This window comes from Salipiger bermudensis, assembly GCF_019801965.1.
Lineage (GTDB): Bacteria > Pseudomonadota > Alphaproteobacteria > Rhodobacterales > Rhodobacteraceae > Salipiger > Salipiger bermudensis_A.
Genome location: NZ_JAHVIA010000004.1, coordinates 25,458 through 51,006, shown reverse-complemented (window position 1 = coordinate 51,006; position 25,549 = coordinate 25,458). Strand labels below are relative to the sequence as shown.

Here is a 25,549-nt window from a genome sequence, read left to right as displayed (position 1 = left end):
CCATGCTGAGACTGACCGCCATCCTTGCCCTGCTCACCGCTCCCGCCACGGCGGACGAGATCTGGATCACCAACGAGAAGGACGACAGCATCAGCGTCATCGACGTCGCGACGCTCGAGGTCACCCGCACCATTCCCACCGGCGAGCGACCGCGCGGCATCACCTTCAGCCACGATTTCTCGAAGGTCTATATCTGCGCCTCCGACAGCGACGCGGTGCAGGTGATGGACCCGGTCTCGGGCGAGATCCTGCATGACCTGCCCTCCGGCGAGGACCCGGAGCAGTTCGTGCTGCACCCCGACAACCGCCGGCTCTACATCGCCAACGAGGATGACGCGATCACCACCGTGGTCGACACCGACAGCCGCCGGGTGATCGCTCAGATCGATGTCGGCATCGAGCCCGAGGGCATGGCGGTGAGCCCCGACGGCAAGATCGTCATCACCACCTCTGAAACCACCAACATGGCGCATTGGATCGACACCGAGAGCGAGGCGATCTTCGCCAACACGCTGGTCGACAGCCGCCCGCGCCATGCCGAGTTCGTCAAGGACGGCAGCGAGCTCTGGGTCTCGTCGGAGATCGGCGGCACGGTGACGGTGTTCGACGTGGCGAGCCAGGCGGAGAAGGCGAAGATCCATTTCGAGATCACCGGCGTACACGAGGACCGCATCCAGCCGGTGGGCTTCGAGCTGACCCCGGACGGCAAGACCGCCTTCGTGGCGCTCGGGCCGGCCAACCACGTCGCCGTGGTCAATGCCGAGACCTGGGAGGTCGAAGAGTACCTGCTGGTGGGGCGCCGGGTCTGGCACATGGCCTTCGACCGCGAGCACAAGCTGCTCTTCACCACCAATGGCGTGTCGGGCGATGTCACGGTGATCGACGTGGAGAAGCGCGAACCGTTCAAGACCATCAAGGTCGGCCGCTTCCCCTGGGGCGCGGCGCTGCGCCCCACGGAGGGCTGAGCGCCCTGCCCCCGGGCTGATCTGGGCTGACCCGGGCTGACCCGAGCGTGGGCGTCGAGCGAGAGAGGAGACGCGAATGGCACGGTATCTCGAACTTGCGATGGCGGCCTGTCTGGCGGCCACAGCCGCGATGACTCAAGCGGCGGCCGAGGAGACCACGGCGGATGCCTACGGCACCACCAACCCCGAGGAGCTCACCTGGCAATCGCTGCGCGACCGCGCCGAGCGGGGCGAGACCGACATGATGGTCTGCGCCTCGGGCTACCTGATGACCAAGTCGGGCGACCACGCCACCGCGCGGGCGATCTTCGAGGCCTGCGCCGAGGCCGGCTACACCGCGGCGATGACCTGGATGGGCTACATGGAGCAGAACGGCTTCGGCGGGCCCTTCGATCCCGACGCCGCCGCCCGATGGGACCGCCGTGCCGCCGAGGCCGGCGACCCGGTCGGCAAGTTCAACTACGGCATCGGGCTGATGCGCGGCTTCGGCACCGCGCAGGACGAGGCTGCGGGGCGAGCGCTGGTCGACGAAGCGGCGCGCGACGGGCTGGAGATCGCGAAGCGCCTGCAGGGGGCGGGCTATGATCTCGACGAGATCACGCCGGATGCCGACAACTGGCGCTACGCTCCGATGTTCTGAGCGGGGGGACGCGGGAGCGGTGAGGCGCTGCTCCCCGGACATCGGGAAGCCGGTAGCAGGGGGTGACCTGCCCCGCCGCGGCTAAGCGCGGCAAATCCTGAGTATGGGGGCTCTGCCCCCGCCGCAGCAGAGCTGCGACTCCCCCGAGGTATTTTTGAACCAGAGAAGACAGGGGCCTGGGCGCGATGACAGGCGCTGCGGTGATGGCAAGGCGCGCGCTTGCGGGTCGTGGCGGCGCGCGCGTCTAAGACCTTGGTGCAAGTCAGCGCGACCGGGTGCAGCGAGCCGGACGGAGGCGGTCTGGCGCGCGCCGTTGCGCTGTCGGTGCGGCGCGCGCTGCGACGGGGGCTGCCGGTGGGGGGCGTCCGGTGTCTGCGGTCGTTGCCCGGCTGGCTTGGCGCCGGGCCGGGTGCGCGGTCGCCTGCGGGCTCGACGAGGACGGGGGCGCGGCCGGCGGGAAGTCTGTCAGGGCCGCGGCATGCCGGAGCCATTGGCTTGATTCCAATAGCTCTTCCGGCCGCTCCCTGTGGGGAGGCCCGGTAAGAAGCGGCGTCGGCGCCTGTTCCGAAGGGAACGCAGCCACCGCCCGTTTGGCCACGGGCAGCGTCCGGGCGCCGGCCATGCCGAGGCGCGTGGCGGTGGCCATGGCCGGCGTTTCGGGAGGCGGCGGGCGGCGCGGCGCCGGCAGCGGGGCTGCCCGGTGCGGGGCATCCCTCTGGCCCGCGGGCGCGCAATCTGCCTGCGCGGCATCCGCGTCCTCGTCGTCGGCGCGTAACCCTGCGGAAAGGTCTTACGACCATGGTGCAATTCATCTCCGGCCCCGTGCCGGGGATGCTTGCGGCGGAGGAGGGCGCGGCCCGGCGGCCGAACCGAACACTCTGAACCGTCTCTAAGGGAGGACATCATGAACCGCTTCATTCTGGCAGTGACCGCAGGTCTGCTGGCGACCGGTGCCGCACAGGCGCAGGTCACCGAGGACGACCTGGCCAACGACCAGTCCATCACCACCCAGGTGGTGACCAACGGCATGGGCCGCCACCTGCAGCGCTACAGCCCGCTCGACACGCTCAACAAGGACAACGTCAAGAACCTCGTGCCGGCCTGGGCCTTCTCCATGGGCGGCGAGAAACAGCGCGGCCAGGAAACCCAGCCGATCGTCTATGACGGCATCATGTATGTCACCGGCTCCTACTCGCGGCTCTACGCCATCGACCTCGCCTCCGGCGAAGAGCTCTGGCAATACGATGCCCGCCTGCCCGAGGGCATCCTGCCCTGCTGCGACGTGATCAACCGCGGCGCCGCGATCTACGGCGACAAGATCATCTTCGGCACGCTTGACGCCCGCCTCGTGGCGCTCGACCGCAAGACCGGCGATGTCGTCTGGCGCGACAAGATCGCCGACTACAAGGCCGGCTACTCCTACACCGCCGCGCCGTTGATCGTGAACGGCCTCGTCATCACCGGCAACTCGGGCGGCGAGTTCGGCATCGTCGGCGAGGTGCAGGCGCGTGACGTCGAGACCGGCGACATGGTCTGGACCCGCCCGGTGATCGAGGGCCACATGGGCACGCTGAACGGCGAAGAGAGCACCATGACCGGCGAGCTCAACGCCACCTGGCCGGGCGACCTGTGGAAGACCGGCGGCGGCGCCACCTGGCTCGGCGGCTCCTACGACGCGGAGACCGACACGCTGGTCTTCGGCACCGGCAACCCGGCGCCCTGGAACAGCCACCTGCGCGGCGCCGGCACCCCCAGCGAGGGCAACACCGGCGACAACCTCTACGCCGCCTCGCGGCTCGGCATCGACCCGGCCACCGGCGAGATCAAGTGGCACTTCCAGACCACCCCGCGCGAGGGCTGGGACTATGACGGCGTCAACGAGGTCGTGGCCTATGAGGATGCCGACGGCAACAAGCGCTTCGCCACCGCCGACCGCAACGGCTTCTTCTACGTGCTGAACCGCGAGGACGGCGCCTTCATCGACGCCCATCCCTTCGTCAAGGACATCACCTGGGCCAGCGATATCGACGAGACCGGCCGGCCGATCTTCGTCGAGGAGAACCGCCCGGGCGATCCCAGCGCAGCGGCGGATGGCGGCAAGGGCGAAGTGGTGTTCTCGGCACCGGGCTTCCTCGGCGGCAAGAACTGGATGCCGATGGCCTACAGCCAGAACACCGGCCTGTTCTATGTGCCGTCCAACGAGTGGGGCATGGATATCTGGAACGAGCCCGTGACCTACAAGAAGGGCGCCGCCTATCTCGGCTCGGGCTTCACCATCAAGCCGATGTACGAAGACCATATCGGCTCGCTCAAGGCCATCGACCCGGCCACCGGCGAGTGGAAGTGGGAATTCAAGAACGAGGCCCCGCTCTGGGGTGGCGTCATGACCACCGCCGGCGGCCTTGTCTTCACCGGCACCCCGGAGGGCAAGTTCCTGGCGCTTGACGACGAGACCGGCGAGGTTCTCTGGAGCTTCCAGACCGGCTCGGGCATCGTTGGCCAGCCGGTCACCTGGGACATGGATGGCGAGCAGTATGTCTCGGTGGTCTCGGGCTGGGGCGGCGCGGTTCCGCTCTGGGGCGGCGAGGTTGCCAAGAAGGTGAATTACCTGAACCAGGGTGGCACCGTCTGGACCTTCAAGCTGCCCAAGCAGCTCGCCTCGGCGAACTGATCGAAGCGATCCTCCCAGAGGTCCGCCTCCCCGACTGGACCTCATGCGATGCGCCGCGCCCACCGCGGCGCATCGTTCCTTTACGGCAACCTGGCCCGCTGCCGGGCCACCATTGCGCGGCAGCGTGAAGCGCAGCGCCGCGCCGCCCTCCGCGCCCCGGATCCGCCCGCCATGCAATGCACCCGCCCGGTCGCGTTGCCTCAGGCCCGGGCCGCTGCCCCCAAGCCCCGCGCTCACCGCGGCGCATGGTTCCTTTTCAGCACCCTGGCCCGCTGCCTGGCCACCATTGCGCGGCAGCGTGAAGCGCAGCGCCGCGCCGCCCTCCGCGCCCCGGATCCGCCCGCCATGCAATGCACCCGCCCGGTCGCGTTGCCTCAGGCACGGGCCGCTGCCCACAAGCGCCGCGCCGGTGCGTATCGGTCATTTCCGGCGCCCTAGCCCGCCGCCGGGCCACCGTCACGTGGCAGCGTGAAGAGCAGCGCCGCGCCGCCCTCGTCGCCCTCCTCGACCCAGATCCGCCCGCCATGCAAGGCGACCACCCGCTCGCAAAGCGTCAGGCCCAGGCCGCTGCCCCCGAGCGCCGCGCCGGGGCGCAGCCGGTGAAACAGCTCGAACACCTTCCCGCGCTGATCCGGCGGGATGCCACGGCCATTGTCGCTGACCCGGATGCCGACCATATCCGCACCGGCGTCGAAGGTGGTGACCCGCAACCGCGGCGGACGCGCGGGATGGCGGTATTTCAGCGCGTTGCCCAGCAGGTTCTGCGCCACCTGCCCGATCAGCATCGGCGCGCCGGAGGCCTGCGGCAGGGGCGCGATGGTCAGCTCGGCGCCGCTGCGCTGGATCTCGTCGCGCAGCCAGTCGGCGGCCTCGCGGAAGCAGGCTCCGAGATCCACCGGCTCGAAGGTCACCTGCGTGTTCTCGATCCGGAACAGCTCGACCACCGAGGTGATGCGGGCGCGCAGCTGGTCGGCGGCGCGGGTGGCGAACTCGAAGATCTGCGCGGCATCGGCGTCGAGCTCCTCCCCCAGCGACGCGCGCAGCATCGACAGGCCACCGGCGATGGTGTTGGCGGGCGCCATCAGGTCATGCGCCGCCATGAAGGCGAAATGGCGGATCTCATCGAGCGCCGCCTCGCGCCGTCGCAGTTCGGTGATGTCGGAGAGCAGCCCCATCATGCGCAGCGGCCCGCCGCCCGGCCCCCAGGCCACCACCTGGCCGCGGCAATGGCCCCAGACCGTCGAGCCGTCCCGGTGCAGGTAGCGCAGCTCGAGATCGAAAGCCGTCTCACCCCGGCTCTCGACATGCGCGCGGAACACCTGCTGCAGCCGCGGCAGATCGTCGGGATGCACACGCCTTTGCCAGGCCTCGGCGTTGGTGCCGAGCTCGCCGCCGGAGAAGCCGAGCATCGCCTTCAGGCGCGGGCTCATGAACGCGGTGTTGTCCTGCACGTGCCAATCCCAGAACCCCGCCTGCCCTGCCTCGACCATGCGCTCGAGGCTGGCCAGCGCGCTCTGGGCCCCGCCCCCCGCGCGCGCGCCGGCGAGCAGGGTGACGCCGCCGGGCTGGCCGGCGGCAGAGGCCGCGATGATCGCGGCCGGCGGATCGGCCTCCGCCGATCCTGCGGGCCTGAGCCCGAAGGCGACACGGTCGCGACGCTCGGGATGCCGCTGCAGGATCGGCGTCTGGCCCGGCGGCGGGAGGTAGATCTGGCCCGGTTCCGGCGCCATGTGCTCGGTGATCTCGCGCAGCGGCGCCTGCGCGCCGATCAGCTCGCCCAGCCGCTGACGCTGCGACATCGGCAGGGACGCCGCCAGCAGCAGCGAGCGGTCGGCGCCTCGCAGCGCGGCGCCGAGCGTTGCCGCCTCGGCGAGAACCGCTTCCTGATCTTCGGGGTCGAGCACGACAACCGCCAGAGCGTCCGAGCCGCAAGACGCCATCGCCCCGCGCGAATTGTCGCATGCCGATACCATTTCAAGACACCCCGAAAATCCCCTTGATCTGAATATTGTTCAAGCCGCCCTCTTTTTTCAAGCGCCTCTTGCTTCGAAGAAATCGATCCTCGGATTATATTTATTGAAAAACAGCGCAATAGGCGAAAAGCCCTATTCGCAGCTCAAGGTCTTTGTGCAACAATCCCCCACAACATGGAGGACTATTCGCATCGATCAGCGTTTCCGACGCAGAAACATGAATATCAATTCGCCATAAAATAATTCACTCCACCGATTTTTTCTGTAAAATCGTTAAAGACGAAGGGTTCCGACGGTTTTCATGCTTCGCGGGATCCCGGGTTGGGGCGGCCCGCGTGTTTTTTCGCCCCGGGGGACAAGGTATGTTGCAGTCCGGGCTAGAGTCTTCGCTCGACACCAAGGTTCTGGGAAAGACCGTTCTGATCGTGGATGACGACGAGTGGACACGGTTTTCGGTTCAGAAGCATCTCAAGGAAGAGAATATCGCGGCGCGCGCAGTGCCCTGGCCCGACGAGGCGCTGACGCTTTGTGCGCGCAACCCGGAGGCGTTCGGCCTCATCCTGCTCGACATCCGGTTTCCGAATGGCGAATGCGGGCTCGACTACGCGCGGGATTTCAAAAAGCTGACCGCCGGCTCAGATTGCGGGGTGGTCGGCATCACCTCGCACATGGCGTTTCTCGAGAAAGGCGACTGGACCAAGTTCGGGATGGACGATCTGCTGCTGAAGCCGCTGCACAAGTGGCTGCTGGTGAGCTACGCGCAGCGCTACTGCTGAGCCGCGCGGTCAGGCGAAGAGCCGGAAGCTGCGCGCGGCGGCCTCCACCGGGTCGATCACCGGACAGCTGAGCGCGGCGCGGGCGCGCCGGGTCAGTGCCGACATGCCGGCGCATCCCAGGATCACGCAATCCGCCCCGTCTTCCGCCTCGGCACGCTGCGCCTCCTCGACGATGCGGGTCAGCGCCGCGTCGGGATCCTCTTCCAGCGCCAGCACCGGCACGCCGGAGGCGCGCACCTTCGCGCAATGCCCGGCGAGGCCGTAGCGGGCGATGTTGCCCTCGATCACCGGCAGCGAGATCGGCAGCGTGGTCACCACGCTGAATCGCCAGCTGCGCAACGCCGCGAGGTGGAAAGCCGCCTGCCCGATGCCGATCACCGGACAGCGCGCCCCGCGTGCTGCCTCGTCGAGCCCGGTGTCGTCGAAGCAACTGATCGCGATGCCCGCGGCGCCGGCGGCATCGAGCTCTGCGACGATCTCGAGCAGCGGCGGGGTCGCCGCCTCGCCATCGGCGGCGCCCTGGATCGAGGCCGGGCCGCAGAGCGAGGTACGCCCGGTGAGCTCGAGCTCCGGCGCGGCGGCGCGGGCGGCCGCCACGATGGTCGCGGTCATCGCCTCGGTGCTGTTGGGATTGACGAATACGATCGACACGGGCGCGGCCTCAGACCATGCCCTTGCCGGCATCCGAGCCCTGCCGCGCGCGGCGTCGGCCCATCAGCCAGACGGTCAGCAGGAACGCCCCGATGACGACCAGCGAGAAGGCGGTGGTCAGCGTGCCCAGCGCGAAGATCACCGGCGTGGTGACGTTGGTCGTCATTCCGAAGATCTCGAGCGGCAGGGTGTTGTAGCTGCCGGCAGTGAGCAGCGTGCGGGCAAACTCGTCATAGCTGAGCGTGAAGCCGAACAGCGCGACGCCGATCAGCGAGGGCGCGATGATCGGCAGCACCACGTGGCGAATGGTCTGCCAGGCGCTGGCGCCCTGGTCGCGGGCCGCCTCCTCGAAGGATTTGTCGAAGCGGTTGAACACCGCGAACATGATCAGCAGGCCGAAGGGCAGCGTCCAGGTGAGCTGCGAGCCGAAGCCGGAGCTGGCCCAGTGCACCTTGAGGCCGGCCTGGGAGAAGATCAGCCCGACGCCGAGCGAGACCAGGATCGACGGGATCACCAGCGAGGTGATGATCAGGTAGAACAGCACCGCCGAGCCGGCAAAGCGCTTGCGGAAGGCGAGCCCGCCGCTGACCGAGACCACCACGGTGGTTACCATGACCATCAGCCCGAGCGCGAAGCTGCGCCGGAACGAGCCCCAGATATCGCCCACCGCCTGTTCCTGGAACAGGTCGCGGAACCAGTGCAGCGAGGTGCCCTGCATCGGGAAGGTCAGGCCGCCCTGCGGGCCTTGGAAGCTCAGGATCGCGATGGTGATGGTGGGGCCGTAGAGGAACAGGATGAACAGCGCGAAGAACGCGGCGAGGACATAGAAGGACCGGGGGCGACGTTCCATCTCAGAGCTCCTTCCGGATGTCGACGAAGCGCAGCAGGATGCCGATCACCAGCAGCACGGTGATCAGGAGCACCACCGCCGTGGCCGCCGCCGAGGGGTATTGCAGCAGGCCGATATCGTTGGAGATCAGCCGGCCCACATTGGCCGATTGCGAGCCCGACATGAAACGCACGGTGATGAAATCGCCCATCACCAGCGTGATGACGAAGATCGTGCCGATCATGATGCCGGGTTTGGTCAGCGGCACGATCACGTGCCAGAGCGTCTGCCACCCGGTGGCGCCGGCGTCGTACGAGGCCTCGATCAGCGAGCGGTCGATGCGCATCATGGTGTTGAAGATCGGCACCACCATGAACAGCGTGTAGAGGTGCACGAAGGCGAGGATGACGCTGAAATCGCTGAACAGCAGCCATTCGAGCGGCTCGTCGATCACCCCCCAGGAGATCAGCGTCGAGTTGGCGATGCCGTTGCGCCCGAGAAACGGGATCCACGAGATCATGCGGATGATGTTGGAGGTCCAGAACGGGATCGTGCAGAGCAGGAAGAGCGCGATCTGCCAGGTCAGGCTGCGCACGTGAAAGGCCAGGAAATAGGCCACCGTGAAGCCGAGCAGCAGCGTCACCGCCCAAGTGATGAGGGCGTATTTGAAGGTGTTGACGAAGACCTTGTAGGTCACCGGCGAGCTGAACAGGAATTCGTAATTGTCGAACTGGAAAGCCGGGTAGATCGAGTACTCGGTGGCGCCCCAGAAGCTGACGATGACGATCATGATGATCGGCAGGACGAGGAAGGCGCCCAGCACCAGCGCCAGCGGCGCGGCCTGGAACCAGGCCACGAGCCCGGCGGGCAGCCTGCGACCGGCGCGCGCGGCGGCGTCGGGACCGGGGGTTGCGGTGGGGGTGTCGGTCTCAGCCGTCATGACGCGTGTCCGATGGGAAAGGGCCCCGGCCGGAAAGGGAGGACGGCCGGGGCAAGTCGTTGGTTGGGATGGATCAGGAGGAGATGAACTCGTTCCACTTGCGAACCATGTACTGGTTCTCGTCCATCACGGCGTTCCAGCAGGCGACCGAGCCCATGCGGTCGTAGAACGAGCCGCCGTCGCGGGTCTCGCCGGCCTGCGCCAGCACGTCGCCGAAGGGCGAGGTGATCTCGCCGGTGGCTTCCTTGCCCTCGAACCAGTAGCCCCACTCGTTGTCGGACATGTGCTCCTTCGAGGTTTCCGGAACCGCGGAGTAGTAGCCCTGACGCATCAGGAAGCCGCCGACCCAGCCGGAGAGGTACCAGTTGATGTATTCATAGGCCGCATCGAGCTCCATGCCCGAGAGCGACTTCGACAGGCCGATGCCGCCGCCCCAGGAGCGGTAGCCCTCTTCCAGCGGCTGGTAGACGCAGGGAATGCCGCGCGACTTGACCGCGGTGATCGCCGGCGACCACATCGACTGGATGACGACCTCGCCGGAGGCCATCAGGTTGACGCTCTCGTCGAAGGTCTTCCAGAAGGCGCGGAACTGGCCGTTCTGCTTGGCCTCGGTGAAGATCGCGAAGGTGGCGTCGATCTCCTCGCGGGTCATGTTGCCCTTGTCGCCATATTGGATCTCGCCCATCGACTCGCAGACCATGGCCATGTCCATGATGCCGATCGAGGAGATGTCGAGGATCGAGGCCTTGCCCTTGAACTCGGGGTTCAGCAGCTCGGACCAGTTGTTGATCGGACGGCCGATGAGGTCGGGGCGGATGCCCAGCGTGTCGGCGTTGTAGATCGTCGGGATCAGGGTCATCCACTGGGTCGGCTCATCGGCGAAGGTGGTGGCACCCTGCTCCGGCACGAAGCCCACGGTGTGCGGCGCGGTGCCCTGCGCGATGGTCGATTCCGGCGTCAGCTTGCCGTCCTTGAAGATACCGACGATCTTGTCGTAGTTGGCGATCTTCGAGGTGTCCATCGCCTGCAGGTTGCCGGTCGGCCAGACCTTCTTGCAGATCCAGTACTCGATGTCGGCGATGTCGAAGCTGTCGGGCTGGGTGGCCGCGCGCTGGGTGACGCTGTCGGAATCGAGCGCCGTCATCTCGAGCGTGAAGCCGAGCTCTTCCTTCACCTTCTGGCCAACCTCGTTGAGGTTGGACACGCCGGTGCCGAACTGGCGCAGGGTGATGTTCTTGGTCTCTTGGCCCCAGACCATCGGCGCCGGCAGCGCCGAGGCGGCGAGTGCGGCACCGCCGGTCTTGAGCAGCGAGCGCCGCGAGTAGCGAACCTTGGAAATCGTGGTCATGTTTCAGTCTCCCTGTTTTATGATGACCTTGTCCCTCAGGCCGAAAGCGCATGCGCGGATTGCGCATCCCAGGCCAGGCCGATCGCCTCGCCGGTTTCTTTCGGAGCCCCGAAGAATTCCTTGTCGGTGAGCAGGACGGTGACCTCCTGCTCGCCGGCAACCATCGCCGTGAGCGCGACATGCGTGCCCTGGTACTCGATCGAGGTGATGCGGCCCGAAAGCTGCGCCGCCTGCGCGTCGGTGAGCGTGATCGCGTCCGAGCGCAGCGCCACCTTGCCCTCGGGCAGCGCGATGACGTTGTGCGCGCCGATGAACCTGGCCACGAAGGCGGTGCGCGGCGCATCGAAAATCTCGCGCGCCGGGCCGGCCTGCTCGATGACGGCGTTGTTCATCACAACGATCTCGTCGGCCAGCGCCAGCGCCTCGTCCTGCCCGTGGGTGACATGGATGAAGGTGATGCCGGTCTCACGCTGGAGCTTCTTGAGCTCGGTGCGCATGCGGATGCGCAGGAACGGGTCGAGCGCCGAGAGCGGCTCGTCGAGCAGCAGCACCTGCGGCTCGGTGATCAGCGCGCGGGCCAGCGCGACGCGCTGCTGCTGGCCGCCGGAAAGCTGCGCCGGGAGCCGGTCGCCGAGCTTGGCCATGTCGACCAGCTCGAGCATCTCCATCGCGCGGGTGCGGCGCTTGCCGGCGTCGACGCCCTTCATCTTGAGACTGAAGGAGACGTTGTCGGCGACGCTGAGATGCGGGAACAGCGCGTAGCTCTGGAACATCATCGCGGTGCCGCGCTTGGCCGGTGGCAGGTAGGAGACATCGCGCCCGTCGAGCACGATCGAACCCTCCGAGACCGATTCATGGCCGGCGATCATCCGCAGCGTCGTCGACTTGCCGCAGCCCGAGGGCCCCAGCAGGCAGGCATAGGAGCCGCTGCGGAAATGATGGTTGATGGACTTCACCGCGACGGTCTCACCGTAGCGCTTGGTGACGTTGACGAGTTTCAGATCCGACTTCATGGGCACTCCCCTGTTGCACCAAGCCTGTGCCAACTCGCCGCCGCTTCCCAAGACTCTTCCGCCCGCCGGCAGCCCGGAATCCGCAAATGCCAAAATCTTCGACCAATGCGCGGTTACATTGTCTAAAATTTCGGCTAATTTCGTATACAATCCTGTTCTCAATCCTCTCCCCTTGCAGTTCTCCGCGCCGAGGATGACGATCCGACTCACGGAGAACGAGTGTGACAAAGCAGACAAAAACCGCGACAGGACGCAGCCGGGCCGAGGACATCGCCGACCGGCTCCGCGAGGCCATCCATGCCCACCGGCTGACCCCGGGCACCAAGCTCAGCGAAGACGAGGTCGGCGGCATTTTCGATGTCAGCCGCACCACCACGCGGGCGGCCTTGCAGCTGCTCGCGCATGAGCAGCTGGTCAGCATCGAGCCCAACCGCGGCGCCTTTGTCGCCAGCCCCAGCATCCGCGAGGCACGCGAGGTTTTCGAGGCCCGCGCCCTGCTCGAGCCGCGCACCGCACGCTCCGCCGCGGAGCGCGCCACCGCCGCCGACATCGCGCTGCTGCGCGAGCATATCGATGCCGAGCACGCCGCCATGCGCGAGGGCGACAGCGGCCGCGCGCTGATGCTGTCGGGCGAGTTCCACATCCAGATCGCCAAGATCGCCGATCAGGACACGATCGAGGATTTCATCCGGCAGCTGATCTCGCGCTCGTCGCTGGTCATCGCGCTGTACTGGCGGCGGCAGAACGCGTTGTGCGAAAGCCACGCTCACGACGCGCTGATCGAAGCGCTGGCCCGTGGCGATGGCGTTGCGGCCGAAGAACTGATGTCCAGTCATCTCGTCGACCTGCTGTCGCTGCTCGATCTGCGCCAGACGCCTCCGGGCTCACTCTCACTGAAGGATGCGCTTGCATGAGCGTCACGCACCGCCGCATGACCGCCGCCGATCTCGGCCTCGTCCTCGACTGGGCCGCCGCCGAGGGCTGGAATCCCGGCCGCGACGACACCGCCCCGTTCCACGCCGCCGACCCGGACGGCTTCTTCATCGCCGTCGAGGACGAGAAGATCCTCGCCGCGATCTCGGTGGTCAACCACACCGACGACTACGCCTTCCTCGGTCTCTACATCTGCGCCCCGGAAGCGCGCGGCCGGGGCATCGCCTACGAGCTCTGGCAGACAGCGATGGCCCACGCGGGCGAGCGCACCATCGGGCTCGACGGGGTGCCGGAGCAGCAGGAAAACTACATCAAGAGCGGCTTCGAGCTGGTGGGCTCCACCGTGCGCCATACCGGCCCGCTGACCCGGGGCCCCGCCGCCGACACCCGCCCTGCCAACGCCGCCGATATCGGCCGCATGATCGAGCTCGAGGCGGTGGCCTCGGGGGTCGCCAAGCCGCGCTTCCTGACCCAGTGGTTCCGCCCCACCCCGACCCGGCACGGCTTCATGAGCGCCGACGGCACCGGCATGGTGGTGATCCGCGAATGCCGCGACGGCTACAAGATCGGCCCGCTGGTGGCGCGCTCGGACGTGCAGGCACGCAACCTTCTGCAGGCCGCCGCCGCAATCGCCGGCGAGGCCGACGTCTCGATCGACGTGCCCGCCTCCGACCGCACGCTCACCGGCATCTGTCGCGAGCTCGGCCTCGCGCCCGGCTTCGAGACCGCGCGCATGTATCGCGGCGCGCCGATCTTCGGCGGCGATCTGCTCTATGCGGTGGCAACGCTCGAGCTGGGCTGAGGGCCGGACCCGCAAGACGAGAGAAGAAACGACGCGGCACAATTATTTCCCTTGCCTCGACGGAACTCCGCGTCATCTTCTTGAAGATCGGTCCCCTCGTCCACATCATGCGGCCATGATCTCACAGCTCGACCTCCCCCCGGCGCTACGCGACTACATCAAGAAGTCGGGCGTCGCGCTTGCCCTGTCCGCCGTCGAAGACGACGCACCGCTCCTCGTGGTGAACGACGCCTTCTGCGAGCTGACCGGCTACGCGGAGGAGGAGGTGGTGGGCCATAACTGCCGCTTCCTGCAGGGCTCCGACACCACCGAGACCGCGCGCATGGCGCTGCATGATTTCGTGCATGGCAATGGCGAAGACAGCGGGCGCTTCCCGATCCTCAATTATCGCAAGGACGGGTCTGCGTTTCATAACTACGTTTTTATGTCACGGTTAAAAGACACCAGGGGTCAGCCCCAATTTATCCTCGCGTCGCAGTTCGACATGACCACCGCCCTCAAGCGCTCGCAGATCTCGCTCAATGACGAGAAATTGCAGGATGCGCTTTCGGATGTCGGTCAGATCGGACGGGAATTCGGTCTCGCCATGATGGGCTCGGCAGGTCTGCTTGCGGACTCGATCGCTCTGATGGCAAAACTGACCTTCGACGACAGCCAGCGCTAGGGCCCTTGATCAGGCGGACGATGAAAGACGACAAGACCAACAAGTCCGCTGAGGACAACATCACGCACGACCGCGAGCGGCTCTGCATCATCGGCGTCGGTGCGTCGGCGGGCGGGCTCGAGGCGATCCGGGAGATGCTGGCCGGGGCGAAGCCCGACAGCAATCTCTCCTACGTGGTGATCCAGCATCTCGATCCCAATCACGAGAGCCTGCTGGCCGAGCTTCTGGGCCGGCACACCTCGCTGTCGGTGACCCAGGCCTCTGGCGGCGAGACCGTCGAGGCCGGCCATGTCTACATCATCCCGCCGGGCTTCGGCCTGTCGATCACCGACGGCGTGCTGAACCTCACCGAGTTTGCCCAGCCGCGCGGGCTGCGCCGACCGATCGACGATTTCTTCGAGAGCCTGGCGCTGGACCAGGGCCGCTTCGGCGCCTGCGTGATCCTGTCGGGGACCGGCGCCGATGGCAGCGCCGGGCTGCGGGCGATCAAGGAGCATGGCGGGCTCTGCATCGTGCAGGATCCGCGCACCGCGCGCTACGACGGCATGCCGACCTCGGCCCAGGCCACCGGGCTGGTCGATTTCGTCCGCCGCCCCTCCGAGATCGTCCCGGCGATCCACCAGTTCTACGCCCACGCCCTGCGCGAAACCAAGAGCGAGACCCTTGCGGTCACCGTCGAGGAGAACCTCGAGGGCATCTTCACCGTGGTGCGCAATTTCGTCGGGCACGATTTCTCGGGCTACAAGAAATCCACCCTCATCCGCCGGGTGCAGCGCCGTATCCAGGTGCTCGACCTGTCGGATGCCAATGCCTACCTGCAATACATCCGCGCCGACCCGAGCGAGTGCGAGATCCTCTTCCGCGAGCTGCTGATCAACGTCACCCGCTTCTTCCGCGACACCGAGCATTTCGAGCTGCTGCGCGAGACCGTGATCAAGCCGCTGGTCGCCAATGCCGGCAATGAAGACGAGATCCGGGTCTGGGTGCCGGGCTGTTCGAGCGGCGAGGAAGCCTATTCCATGGCGATGATGTTCGCCGAGGAAATCCGGCAGCTGCGGCGCTCGGTGCGGGTGCAGATCTTCGCCACCGATATCGACGAGCAGATGCTGCGCATCGCCCGCGACGCCTCCTACCCGCAGGCGGCGCTGGTCGACATCCCCGAGACCATGCGCGACCGCTACACCATCGCGCGCGACGGGCGGTTCCAGATCTCCTCGAAGATCCGCGACATGATCCGCTTCTCGGTGCACAGCGTGGTGCGCGACCCGCCATTCTCGAACATTGACCTGCTGTCCTGCCGCAACCTGCTGATCTATTTCGGCGACACGCTGCAGAACTCGGCCCTGCCGATCTTTCACTACGCCATCAAGCCCGGCGGCACGCTGTTTCTCGGGCCTTCCGAGACCGTTGGCCGGCATGATCATGTCTTCAAGGCGCTCGACCAGAGCGCCCGCATCTTCCGCCGCAACGACAGCCGCCCGGAATACCCGCTGCACCTGCGCGGGCAGGACACCGCAAACACCGCCAACCGCGATGCCAGCGCCCGCCCCAGCGAGCCCTCGCCGCGGCGCGAATGGACCGATGGCGGCGCCACCGACCGCATTCTGTCGGCCTACGCCCCGGCGACGCTGCGGGTGACCTCGGCGGGCGAGATCCTCGCCTCGACCGGACGGCTCGGCAGGTATCTTGATTTCTCGCCCGGCGACGAGACCAACCGCTTTGCGCCCTCGGTGGCCCGCCCCGGCACCCGCGAGTCGCTCTCGGCGGCGATCCGGCAGGTCAGCGAGACCAAGCGCCGCACGATCTCGCGCGATCTCACCGCGCGCTCGGAATTCGGCCGGCAGGCCTTCGACCTCATCGCCGAGCCGCTCAAGGACGGCACAATCCTCGTGGTGTTCCGCGAGCGCGAGAGCTTCGAGCCGCTCGACGATGCCGATCTCGACGATCTCGACAGCATCGACAGCCACGTCCAGAGCCTCGAGGACGAGCTGCGTAGCACGCGCGTGCGCCTGCACACCACCGTCGAGGAGCTCGAGACGGCGAATGAGGAGCTGAAGAGCTCCAACGAAGAAATGATGTCGATGAACGAGGAGCTGCAATCGACCAACGAGGAGCTCTCGACGGTCAATGACGAGCTCAAGGGCAAGGTCGACGAGCTGTCGATTGCCAATGCCGATCTCAGCAACTTCTTCGCCTCCACCGCGCTGCCGCTGCTGGTGGTCGATGCGAGCCTGATGATCCGCAATTTCACCGACGCGATCCAGGGCATCTACCCGTTCCGCAACACCGACCGCGGCCGCCCGCTGACCGAGGTCACCAGCAAGCTGCGCCGCAATGACGATGTGCTCGACGCCATCGCCCAGACCGTGCAGGACGGCGAAGTGCGCCACATGCGGGTCAGCGATCGCGAGGAGGAAGAGCGCACCTGGTCGCTGGTCATCACCCCCTACCGCACCCGTGACGGCGAGATCGACGGCGCCACGCTGGTCTTCACCGAGCTGACCGACGCGCTGCGTCTCGAGGAGGCGCTGAAGCACGAGGGCGAGCGGCTGCGGCTGGCGCTCGACGTGTCGTCGCTCGGGGTCTGGGAGTTCGACCCGATCCTGAGCAGCATGCGGCTCGACGAGACCGGCTGCGGCGTGCTCGGCGTCGATGCCAACGCGCTGTCGCTCGAGAGCCTGCTCGACACCGTGCATCCCGACGACGAAGCCGAGGTGAAGGCGGCGATCACCGGCCTGACCCGCGAAGGCGACGCCATCGACCTGACCTTCAAGCGCGCCGGCACGGGGCCGAAATTCCGCTCGGTGCGGGTGGTCGGCCGGCGGGTCCACAGCAAGCGCGCGGCGCGGGTTCTGGGCGTGCTGTTCGACATCACCGCCGAGCAGGAGGCGCGCGACATCCGCGAGATGATGCTGCGCGAGATGAACCACCGGGTGAAGAACATGTTCTCGATCATCTCGGGCATGGTGCGCATCGCCGGACGCTCGACCGACTCGGTCGAGGACCTGGTCGACGGCATCCAGACCCGCGTGAACGCGCTGGCGCGCTCACACGATCTCACCCAGCGCCGCCCCGGCAGCCGCTCGCTGACCCTCGAGGATACCGTGCGCGCCTCGCTCGAGCCCTATGCCGGCCAGGCGGGCTACCGCGTCGAGGGTCCGGTGGTCGAGGTCGAGGATCAGGACCTCACCGCCCTGTCGCTGCTGCTGCATGAATGGGCCACCAACGCGGCCAAATACGGCGTGCTCGGACCGGCGGACGGCCGTCTCGAAGTGCTTTGGGAACGAAAAACCGACGGTGGCGTTGTTTTAACGTGGAACGAAATCCACACTGCGCAAGTTGAGCCGGACAACGGTGCGTCCGGCTTCGGCTCGACGCTTGTGCAACTCTCCGCCGTCCAGCTCAACGGGACCGTCGCGGTGGAGTTCGACGAACACGAACGAAGGATGACCTTGACCTATGGGCCCTTACTGCGGAATGACTGATGGCGATGGCTCCAAACCCACGGTGCTGCTGTGCGAGGACGAGTACATCGTCGCGCTCGATCTGCAGCTCCTGCTGGAGGAGTTTGGCTACAATGTCATCGGCCCGTTCGACAGTTTTTCCAAGGGTCTGAAGGCTTTGGACGACGTGCGCCCCGATATGGCGGTGCTCGATGTCCGCCTGCGCGACGGCGAGGTCTTCCCGCTAGCCGACAAGCTCAACGAGATGGGCGTCGGGCTGGTGTTCCACTCGGGCCACGTGCAGGATGCCGACATCGCCGAGAAATATGGCAGTGCCAAGTGCTGCCACAAGCCGATCGATACCAAGCGCCTGCGCCGTGCGCTGCGCGAGGTCTGCCCGGAAAACTGCCCACAGTAAGATGGCTTGAGGTTCGAGGGTCGTTTTCTGGCCTCGCCACGTCCGGAGCCCTTCCGAACTTTCTTGGACCGTCCATGGGGGAGATCTCCCGTGGGATCGGGGCGTAGCGGCTCCCTGATGGACGCCGCTTCCTAAAGGACTGGGGCGCCCCAACGCGCTTGACGTGTTATGCATCTCTCTTCGCGAAGCACCGGCTCGAAACCTGTATCGCGTTTCCAGACGGATCCTTGGCATTGGCGAAGCTGTAGCCGTTGGCACGGTGGACCTTGCCGAAGTCCAGCCCCCGTGCCTCGGCCGAGGCGCAGAAGGCCGCAACGTCTTCCACGTCGAACACCAGTTTCACCAGCACTTGCCCCTGTTTCTGCCCCGCGGCGGCCGGGTGCAGGAGAAGCGCCAGGCCGCCGGCATCCGACCTGAGCTCGACGATGCGATCGCCTTCAGCGCTCAGGGCAGCATAGCCGAAATGCCGCGCATAGAACGCCGCCATCTCCTCGATTCTCGCGGTGTAGATCACCACCCGTCCCAGCACCGGCTGCGTCATGGTTTCCCCGCCCTGTCCGCCACCCCGATCATAGCAGGATCCGAGCCGGCGGGCAGGCGCCCCCGCGTGATGCGCGAGGCTGCGCCGATGCGCGCTGAGTCACGGCGCGGTGCAGCCGTGACCATCGGCTGTCCTAAGGCGCGAATGATACGCCCCCCCTTCTCGGTTGCGGGCCCTGTCGAAGGGGCTCGCGGCGCTCAGTCAGCGCGGCGCGTCTGCCGCGGTGCGCGGCGCAGCATCACCAGCTCCGCCAGCACCGAGAGCGCGATTTCCTCCGGCGTGACCGCGCCGATCCGGAGCCCGGCGGGCGACGACACGCTGTCGAGCGCCGCCTGCGGCACGCCGCTCTCGCGCAGCTTCGCCGAGAGCGCGGCGTATTTCTTCGCACTGCCGACGAAGGCCACGTGATCGGCGCCCGCCGCCAGCGCCTCGGTCAGCGCGGCAGCGTCCCCTGCCCCTTGCGTCGCCACCACGATGGCGCGTATCCGCGCCGCCTGTGACCCGCCCGCAAGCGCGCTCCGCACCGCCCAGTCGAAGGTCGGAGCGAGCTGCGCCAGCGCGCGCGCCACCGGGCTGTCGCCCAGCACAACCAGCTCGGGCATTGGCAGACAGGGCTCAATGAAGATGTCGACGGTGCCGCGCGAGGGGCAACCGTTGCGGGCATAGGTGATGCCGTCCGCCACCGCGCCGGGCTGCACGCCCTTCTCAGCGAGCAACTCCTTGGGCGCGACCGAGATCATCTGCGGCACGCCGCTGCGCAGCGCCTCGAGCGCCGCGCGCTTGACCGCGCCCCTTGTACAGCCACCGCCCAGGAAACCGTGCAGGATGGTGCCGTCGGCAGAGAGCAGCGCTTTGGCGCCGGGCTTGGCGGCGGTGGTGCCGGCGGTGCGCACGATGGTGGCGAAGGCGAAGGGCTCGTCCCTCTCGCGCAGCGCGCTGACCTGCTCGGCCAGCTCGGGCGGCATGAGGTCGGTGGGCATCATAGCTTTGCCAGCTCCCCCTCCAGCGCGGCGAGATCGTCGAGCGTGTTGGCCGGGGCGAAGAGATCGAGATGCGGCAGCGCTGCCGCCATGCCCGCCGCAACCGGCGCGTAATCGCGCCAGCCTTTCAGCGGGTTGAGCCAGAGGATGCGGCAGCCGCGCTTGCGCAGCCGCGTGAGGGCCGCGTCGATCTGGCCGGGCGCGCCGGTGTCGTAGCCATCCGAGAGGATCATCACCACCGTGCGGCGATCGACGAAGCGGCGGGCATAGGTCTCGGAAAACCGCCCCAGGCTCTCGCCGATCTTCGAGCCGCCGCCGAAGCCGTCGGCCATCAGCGACATGCGCCCGATGGCGCGCAGCGCATCACTGTCGCGCAGCGCCTCGGTGATGCGCACGAGGCGGGTGTGGAAGAGATAGGCATCCGCCATCGGGTCGCCGCGCATCAGCCCGGCGAGGAAGGCCAGGAAGACCTGCGCATAGACCGACATCGAGCCCGACACGTCGCAAAGCGCCACGATGCGGCGCGTCCGGTCGGGGCGGCGGCGGTGCAGCAGCCGCAGCGGCTCGCCGCCGGTGGCGAGGCTGGCGCGGATGGTCTTGCGGAAATGCAGCCGGTCGCCGCACCGGGCAGCGACGCGCCGCCGTGAGCGCCGGTCGCGCAGCGCCGCGCCGAGCCGGCGGGCCACCGCCTCGGCCTCGGCGATGTCTTCCGGGCGCACGAGATCGCGGAGGTCGGTGCGGCGGAGATTGCGCAGCTCGGTTGCGACAAGCTTGCCCTCCCCGCCGCTCTCAGCAGCTCCCGTCCCCTGATCGGGGGCCACCGATTGCCCCGCCCCGCCGGCATCCTCGCCTGTCCCCTCGCGCGAGGAATGCACGGCATCATTGCCCTTTGACGCGCTCTGGCGCCTGGGCATCACCTTGGAGCGGACCCGGCCCGCATCCATCCAGTAGGCCTCGAAGAGTTCATCGAAGCGCGCGGCCTCGTCGCGGCTGCCGGTGCAGACCGCCCGCAAGGCGCGGCGCGCCTCCTCGGGACGCGCGGCCTCTACCAAGCTGAGCGCCGCCAGCGCCTCCGAGGTCTCGCCCGCCCCGAGCCGCAGCCCGTTGGCCCGCAGATGCGCGAGAAACCCTGCCATCCGCGCCGCAGGCCCCGGATCGCGTCCGGCAAAACGGGTGACCCGGCTCATGCCGCCCGCCCCGCCAGCCGCGCCGCCACCTCGGGCGTCACCTGCGCCCGGTCGGCGCGGGTCTTGAGCAGGGTGGTCAGCGTGGCGTGCAGCGCCGCCGGATCGCGGCTGAGATCGGCGATGCCGAGCCCCATCAGCGCGGCAGCGAAATCCAGCGTCTCGGCGATTCCGGGCACCTTCTCGAGCTCCTCGCGGCGCAGCGCCTGCACAAAGCCCACGATCTGGCGGCCGAGCCGCTCCTCCACCTCGCCGCAGCGGCGGCGCAGGATCGCCAGCTCGGTCTCGGGATCGGGATAATCGACATAGGCAAACAGGCAGCGACGGCGCAGCGCGTCGGAAAGATCGCGGGTGCCGTTGCTGGTCAGGATCACTACCGGTTTGCTGGTGGCGGAAATGGTGCCGAGCTCGGGCACGGTGATCTGGTAATCGGCGAGGATCTCGAGCAGATAGGCCTCGAACTCCTCGTCGGCGCGGTCGATCTCGTCGATCAGGAGCACCGGCGGCTCGGCCTGCGTGATCGCCGCCAGCAAGGGCCGCTCAAGCAGGAACTCGCGTGAGAAGATGCGCTGCTCGACGGCTGCGCCGGTCTCGCCATCCTCGGCGGCGGCGCGGATCGTCAGCAGCTGGCGCTGGTAGTTCCACTCGTAGATCGCCTGCGCCGCGTCGAGCCCCTCGTAGCATTGCAGACGGATCAGCCGCGTGTCGCGCGCCGCCGCCAGCACCCGCGCCACCTCGGTCTTGCCGACGCCCGCCGCGCCCTCGAGCAGCAGGGGCCGCTGCATCGACAGCGCCAGGTGCAGCGCCACCGCGAGATCGTCGGATGCGATGTAGTCCTGTGCCGCCAGCGCGGCCTGTAGATCGGTCCAGCTCATCCCATGCTCCGCCAGCGGGAGCGCGTCGCCCGCCCCGCTCCCTCAAGGGCCTCAGCCATGCAGGCCGAGCCGGTTGGCGGTCTTCCAGATGCGCCAGTGATCGTGCGGCATCTGGGTGTGCGTCAGCCCGAAGGCGCGGAACGCATCGTTGACCGCGTTCGAGAAGCACGGCACGCCGCCCACATGCGGGCTCTCGCCCACCCCCTTGGCACCGATCGGGTGATGCGGGCTCGGGGTCACGGTGTGATCGGTCTCGTAATTGGGCGTCTCCCAGGCGGTGGGCAGGAAGAAGTCCATCAGCGTGCCGGTCTTGACGTTGCCGAGATCGTCATAGGCGATCTCCTGCCCCAGCGCGACGGCGAGCGCCTCTGTGAGACCGCCATGCACCTGCCCCTCGATGATCATCGGGTTGATCCGTGTGCCGCAATCGTCGAGCGCGTAGAAGCGGCGGATCTCCGGCACGCCGGTGTCGACGTCGATATCCATCACGCAGACATAGGCCCCGAACGGGTAGGTCATGTTGGGCGGGTCGTAGTAGCTCACCGCCTCGAGCCCCGGCTCGATGCCCGGGATGGCCTGGTTGTAGGCGGCGAAGGCGATCTCCTTCATCGTCTTGAAGCGCTCGGGCGCGCCCTTGACCACGAAGCGGTCGATATCGAACTCGACATCGTCGTCATGCACCTCGAGCAGGTAGGCGGCGATCATCTGCGCCTTGGCGCGGATCTTGCGGCCCGCCATCGCCGTGGCAGCGCCCGCGACCGGGGTCGAGCGCGAGCCATAGGTGCCGAGCCCGTAGGGCGCGGTGTCTGTGTCGCCCTCCTCGATGGTGATGCTGTCGGCCGGCAGGCCGATCTCGGAGGCGAGGATCTGCGCGAAGGTGGTGGCGTGGCCCTGCCCCTGGCTGATCGTGCCGAGCCGGGCGATGGCCGAGCCGGTCGGGTGGATGCGGATCTCGCAGCTGTCGAACATGCCAAGCCCGAGAATGTCGCAGTTCTTCACTGGCCCTGCGCCGACGATCTCGGTGAAGAAGGTCAGCCCGACCCCCATCAGCTTGCGCGTCTTGCCGGCCTTGAAGTCCTCGACCCGCTGCGCCTGCTCTTCGCGCAGGCCTTTGTAGTCGACCGCCGCCAGCGCCTTGTCCCAGGCGGTGTGGTAATCGCCGGAGTCGTATTCCCAGCCCAGCGCCGACTGGTAGGGGAACTGGTCCTTGCGGATGAAGTTGATCCGGCGCAGCTCGGCGGCATCCACGTTGAGCTTGATCGCCAGCACCTCGATCATCCGCTCGATGAAGTAGATCGCCTCGGTGACCCGGAACGAGCAGCGGTAGGAGACCCCGCCCGGCGCCTTGTTGGTATAGACACCGTCGACGGCGAGATAGGCGACGGGGATGTCGTAGGAGCCGGTGCAGATGTTCATGAAGCCGGCCGGGAACTTGGTCGGGTCGGCGCAGGCGTCGAAGCCGCCGTGATCGGCGGTGGTGTGGCACCACAGCCCGGTGATCTTGCCCTCCCTGGTGGCGGCGATCTTGCCCTGCATCCAGTAGTCGCGGGCGAAGGCCGTCGACATCAGGTTCTCCATCCGGTCCTCGACCCATTTCACCGGCTTGCCGGTGACGATCGAGGCCACCACCGAGCAGACATAGCCCGGATAGACCCCCACCTTGTTGCCGAAGCCGCCGCCGATATCGGGCGAGATCACCCGGATGTTGTGTTCCTCGATGCCCGAGAGCAGGCTCACCACGGTGCGCACCGCGTGCGGCGCCTGGAAGGTGCCGTAGATGGTGAGCTTGCCGTTGACCTTGTCCATCGAGGCGACGGCGCCGCAGGTTTCGAGCGGACAGGGGTGGGTGCGGTGGTAATAGACCATCTCCTCGGCCACCACCTCGGCCTCCTCGAGCACCTGCTCGGTGGTCTCCTTGTCGCCCACCTCCCAGGTGAAGATGTGGTTGTGATGCTTGCGCGGCCCGTGCGCGCCGTCGGCACCGGGCTCGAGATCCTCGCGCAGCACGACATCCGATTTCAGCGACTCGAAGGGATCGGTGATGACCGGAAGATCCTCGTACTCGACCTCGACCAGCTCCACCGCGTCGGCGGCGACGTAGCGGTCGCGCGCCACCACGAAGGCCACTTCCTGGCCCTGGAACAGCACCTTGCCATCGGCCAGCACCATCTGCTTGTCACCCGCCAGCGTCGGCATCCAGTGCAGCCCGAGCGGCGCCAGATCCTCGGCGGTCAGCACCGCCACGACGCCATCGAGCGCCAGCGCCGCCGAGGCGTCGATCGACTTGATGCGCGCATGGGCGTAGGGCGAGCGCACGAAATCCCCGTGCAGCATGCCCGGCAGCTTGATGTCGTCGACATAGTTGCCCTTGCCCTGCGTGAAGCGCAGATCCTCGACCCGCCGGCGCGCGCAGCCCAGCCCCTTGAGCCCGGCGGTGCGGTCCTCGCGGCTTTCGACGTCGTCCTTCATTCCGCGGCCTCCTTCGCTGCGTTGATCTCCGCCGCTGCGGCGAGGATGGATTTCACGATGTTCTGGTAGCCGGTGCAGCGGCAGAGATTGCCCGCCATGCCGAAGCGCACCTCCTCCTCCGTGGGGGTCGGGTTCTCCTCGAGCAGCTTGGTGGCGCGGGTGATCATCCCCGGGGTGCAGAAGCCGCATTGCAGCCCGTGATGCTCGCGGAAGGCGCGCTGCAGTGGGCTGAGGTCATCGGGGCTTCCCAAACCCTCGATGGTGGTGATCTCGGCACCGTTGGCCTGCGCCACGAAGAGGGTGCAGGATTTCACCGTCTTGCCATCGACGATCACCGTGCAGGCGCCGCAATGGGAGGTGTCGCAGCCCACATGCGGGCCGGTCAGGTTCAGCCGCTCGCGCAGCGCGTAGATCAGCAGCTCGCGCGGTTCCGCGAGGAACTCCTGCGCCTCGCCGTTGACGGTCAGTTTGACATGCATCTTGTCGGGCATGGTGCTCTCCTCAGGCCCGCGACCAGGCGCGCGCGATAGCGCGGCGCAGGATCACGACGGCGGCGTGGCGCTTGAACTCCACCGGGCCGCGGTTGTCTTCGCTGGGATCGATCTCGGCCAGCATGGCGGTGACGGCCGCCTCGATGGCCTCCGGCCCGAGCTCGGTGCCGACCAGCGCCTCTGCCGCCGCCTCCGACCAGACCGGCGTGTCGCTGAGGTTGGTCATGGCGATCGAGGCCGCGGCGCAGGACGCACCCTCGCGGCGGATCTGCACCGCGGCGGCGGCAGTGGCGTAATCGCCGATCTTGCGCTTCTGCTTCTCGTAGGCGTAGCCGCCCTCCGGCACCGCGAAGGCGACCGCGGTCAGCACCTCGTCATCATCCCGCTCGGTCATGTAGGCGGCCTCGTAGAAATCGCGCGCCGCGACCTCGCGCTCGCCCTCGGGGCCCACCAGTGTGAAGCGCGCGCCCAGGCATTGCATCAGCCCCGGCATGTCGTTGCCCGGATCGCCATTGGCAACGTTGCCGCCCACCGTGCCCATGGCGCGCACCTGTGGATCGGCGATCTGCAACGCAGCCTCGCGCAGGATCGGCGCCGCCTGCGCCAGCTCCTTGCTGTCGATGATCTCGGCCTGCGTGACCATGGCGCCGAGGCGGATTTCGCCGCCGGAGACGGTGATGCCCGAGAGCCCCTCGACATCCTGCAGGTCGATGAGATGCGGCACCTCGGCCATGCGCAGCTTCATCATCGGGATCAGGCTGTGCCCGCCCGCCATCACGCGGGCCTCGTCGCCATGCTCCGCGAGCAGGGCCAGAACCGCGGCCATTTCCCTCGGACGGTAGTACTCGAATGGCGCTGGAATCATCGACTGTCCTCCCCTACAGCCAAACCTCTTGCTGCCGGGGAGACTGCATGGCGGCAGCGGCGCTGGCGCCAGGAAAGG

General features: G+C 67.5%; 22 protein-coding genes. 9 read left to right on the top strand and 13 right to left on the bottom strand.

What is annotated here, in order from left to right; all coding sequences use genetic code 11:
* The first annotated feature begins 2 nt into the window (after positions 1-2).
* The 3 genes from KUV62_RS09720 (at position 3) to KUV62_RS09710 (ending at position 4,276) form a co-directional block, all read left to right on the top strand.
* On the top strand, positions 3-965 hold the full coding sequence (locus tag KUV62_RS09720) for a YVTN family beta-propeller repeat protein (RefSeq protein ID WP_222603508.1): 963 nt from the start codon (positions 3-5) through the stop codon (positions 963-965).
* Between the two features lie 76 nt (positions 966-1,041).
* Positions 1,042-1,605: a sel1 repeat family protein gene (locus KUV62_RS09715; RefSeq protein WP_261395535.1), complete on the top strand. Its 564-nt coding sequence runs from the start codon at positions 1,042-1,044 to the stop codon at positions 1,603-1,605.
* 904 nt (positions 1,606-2,509) lie between these two features.
* Positions 2,510-4,276, top strand: a complete 1,767-nt coding sequence (locus tag KUV62_RS09710) for a PQQ-dependent methanol/ethanol family dehydrogenase (protein WP_222603507.1) — start codon at positions 2,510-2,512, stop codon at positions 4,274-4,276.
* A 434-nt stretch (positions 4,277-4,710) separates the two neighbouring features.
* On the opposite strand, the gene KUV62_RS09705 is transcribed toward KUV62_RS09710, so the two are convergent.
* Positions 4,711-6,249, bottom strand: a complete 1,539-nt coding sequence (locus KUV62_RS09705) for a sensor histidine kinase (protein WP_222603506.1) — start codon at positions 6,247-6,249, stop codon at positions 4,711-4,713.
* Positions 6,250-6,611: 362 nt separating this feature from the next.
* Here KUV62_RS09705 and KUV62_RS09700 point away from each other — a divergent pair, with 362 nt between their 5' ends.
* Entirely contained in the window at positions 6,612-7,025 is a 414-nt protein-coding gene (locus KUV62_RS09700; protein WP_222603505.1) for a two-component system response regulator, read from the top strand.
* Positions 7,026-7,034: 9 nt separating this feature from the next.
* Here KUV62_RS09700 and KUV62_RS09695 read toward each other — a convergent pair whose 3' ends face one another.
* The 5 genes from KUV62_RS09695 to KUV62_RS09675 form a co-directional block, all read right to left on the bottom strand.
* Positions 7,035-7,676 carry an aspartate/glutamate racemase family protein gene (locus KUV62_RS09695; protein ID WP_222603504.1) on the bottom strand — a complete coding sequence of 214 codons (642 nt, stop codon included), beginning with the start codon at positions 7,674-7,676 and terminating at the stop codon, positions 7,035-7,037.
* 10 nt (positions 7,677-7,686) lie between these two features.
* Positions 7,687-8,526, bottom strand: coding sequence for an ABC transporter permease (locus tag KUV62_RS09690; RefSeq protein WP_222603503.1), 840 nt, complete (start codon positions 8,524-8,526; stop codon positions 7,687-7,689).
* Between the two features lies 1 nt (position 8,527).
* Positions 8,528-9,445, bottom strand: coding sequence for an ABC transporter permease (locus tag KUV62_RS09685; protein ID WP_261395533.1), 918 nt, complete (start codon positions 9,443-9,445; stop codon positions 8,528-8,530).
* Positions 9,446-9,518: 73 nt separating this feature from the next.
* A complete protein-coding gene (locus KUV62_RS09680) occupies positions 9,519-10,784 on the bottom strand; it encodes a PotD/PotF family extracellular solute-binding protein (protein WP_222603897.1) in 1,266 nt (421 codons plus the stop codon).
* Positions 10,785-10,828: 44 nt separating this feature from the next.
* The gene (locus tag KUV62_RS09675) at positions 10,829-11,806 is read right to left on the bottom strand and encodes an ABC transporter ATP-binding protein (RefSeq protein WP_222603502.1); all 978 of its coding nucleotides are present in this window, start codon (positions 11,804-11,806) and stop codon (positions 10,829-10,831) included.
* A 221-nt stretch (positions 11,807-12,027) separates the two neighbouring features.
* Here KUV62_RS09675 and KUV62_RS09670 point away from each other — a divergent pair, with 221 nt between their 5' ends.
* From KUV62_RS09670 to KUV62_RS09650, 5 genes are all read left to right on the top strand, one after another.
* Positions 12,028-12,720, top strand: a complete 693-nt coding sequence (locus tag KUV62_RS09670) for a GntR family transcriptional regulator (protein WP_222603501.1) — start codon at positions 12,028-12,030, stop codon at positions 12,718-12,720.
* Entirely contained in the window at positions 12,717-13,541 is an 825-nt protein-coding gene (locus KUV62_RS09665) for a GNAT family N-acetyltransferase (RefSeq protein ID WP_222603500.1), read from the top strand. The genes KUV62_RS09670 and KUV62_RS09665 overlap by 4 nt, the downstream gene beginning before the upstream one ends.
* Before the next feature lie 115 nt (positions 13,542-13,656).
* Positions 13,657-14,205 carry a PAS domain-containing protein gene (locus tag KUV62_RS09660; RefSeq protein ID WP_222603499.1) on the top strand — a complete coding sequence of 183 codons (549 nt, stop codon included), beginning with the start codon at positions 13,657-13,659 and terminating at the stop codon, positions 14,203-14,205.
* A 20-nt stretch (positions 14,206-14,225) separates the two neighbouring features.
* Complete coding sequence (locus tag KUV62_RS09655; protein ID WP_222603498.1) at positions 14,226-17,690, top strand: CheR family methyltransferase; 3,465 nt, start codon at positions 14,226-14,228, stop codon at positions 17,688-17,690.
* Positions 17,683-18,066, top strand: coding sequence for a response regulator (locus tag KUV62_RS09650; RefSeq protein WP_222603497.1), 384 nt, complete (start codon positions 17,683-17,685; stop codon positions 18,064-18,066). The genes KUV62_RS09655 and KUV62_RS09650 overlap by 8 nt, the downstream gene beginning before the upstream one ends.
* Before the next feature lie 166 nt (positions 18,067-18,232).
* On the opposite strand, the gene KUV62_RS09645 is transcribed toward KUV62_RS09650, so the two are convergent.
* The 7 genes from KUV62_RS09645 to KUV62_RS09615 form a co-directional block, all read right to left on the bottom strand.
* On the bottom strand, positions 18,233-18,607 hold the full coding sequence (locus KUV62_RS09645) for a VOC family protein (RefSeq protein WP_222603496.1): 375 nt from the start codon (positions 18,605-18,607) through the stop codon (positions 18,233-18,235).
* Between the two features lie 197 nt (positions 18,608-18,804).
* A complete protein-coding gene (locus tag KUV62_RS09640; protein WP_222603495.1) occupies positions 18,805-19,590 on the bottom strand; it encodes an XdhC family protein in 786 nt (261 codons plus the stop codon).
* Complete coding sequence (locus tag KUV62_RS09635; RefSeq protein ID WP_222603494.1) at positions 19,587-20,774, bottom strand: vWA domain-containing protein; 1,188 nt, start codon at positions 20,772-20,774, stop codon at positions 19,587-19,589. The genes KUV62_RS09640 and KUV62_RS09635 overlap by 4 nt, the downstream gene beginning before the upstream one ends.
* A complete protein-coding gene (locus KUV62_RS09630) occupies positions 20,771-21,646 on the bottom strand; it encodes an AAA family ATPase (protein WP_222603493.1) in 876 nt (291 codons plus the stop codon). The genes KUV62_RS09635 and KUV62_RS09630 overlap by 4 nt, the downstream gene beginning before the upstream one ends.
* Before the next feature lie 51 nt (positions 21,647-21,697).
* On the bottom strand, positions 21,698-24,115 hold the full coding sequence (locus tag KUV62_RS09625; RefSeq protein WP_222603492.1) for an aerobic carbon-monoxide dehydrogenase large subunit: 2,418 nt from the start codon (positions 24,113-24,115) through the stop codon (positions 21,698-21,700).
* Positions 24,112-24,606: a (2Fe-2S)-binding protein gene (locus KUV62_RS09620; RefSeq protein ID WP_222603491.1), complete on the bottom strand. Its 495-nt coding sequence runs from the start codon at positions 24,604-24,606 to the stop codon at positions 24,112-24,114. Before KUV62_RS09620 ends, KUV62_RS09625 begins: the two co-directional genes overlap by 4 nt.
* Before the next feature lie 10 nt (positions 24,607-24,616).
* A complete protein-coding gene (locus tag KUV62_RS09615; protein WP_222603490.1) occupies positions 24,617-25,471 on the bottom strand; it encodes an FAD binding domain-containing protein in 855 nt (284 codons plus the stop codon).
* Positions 25,472-25,549: the final 78 nt, after the last annotated feature.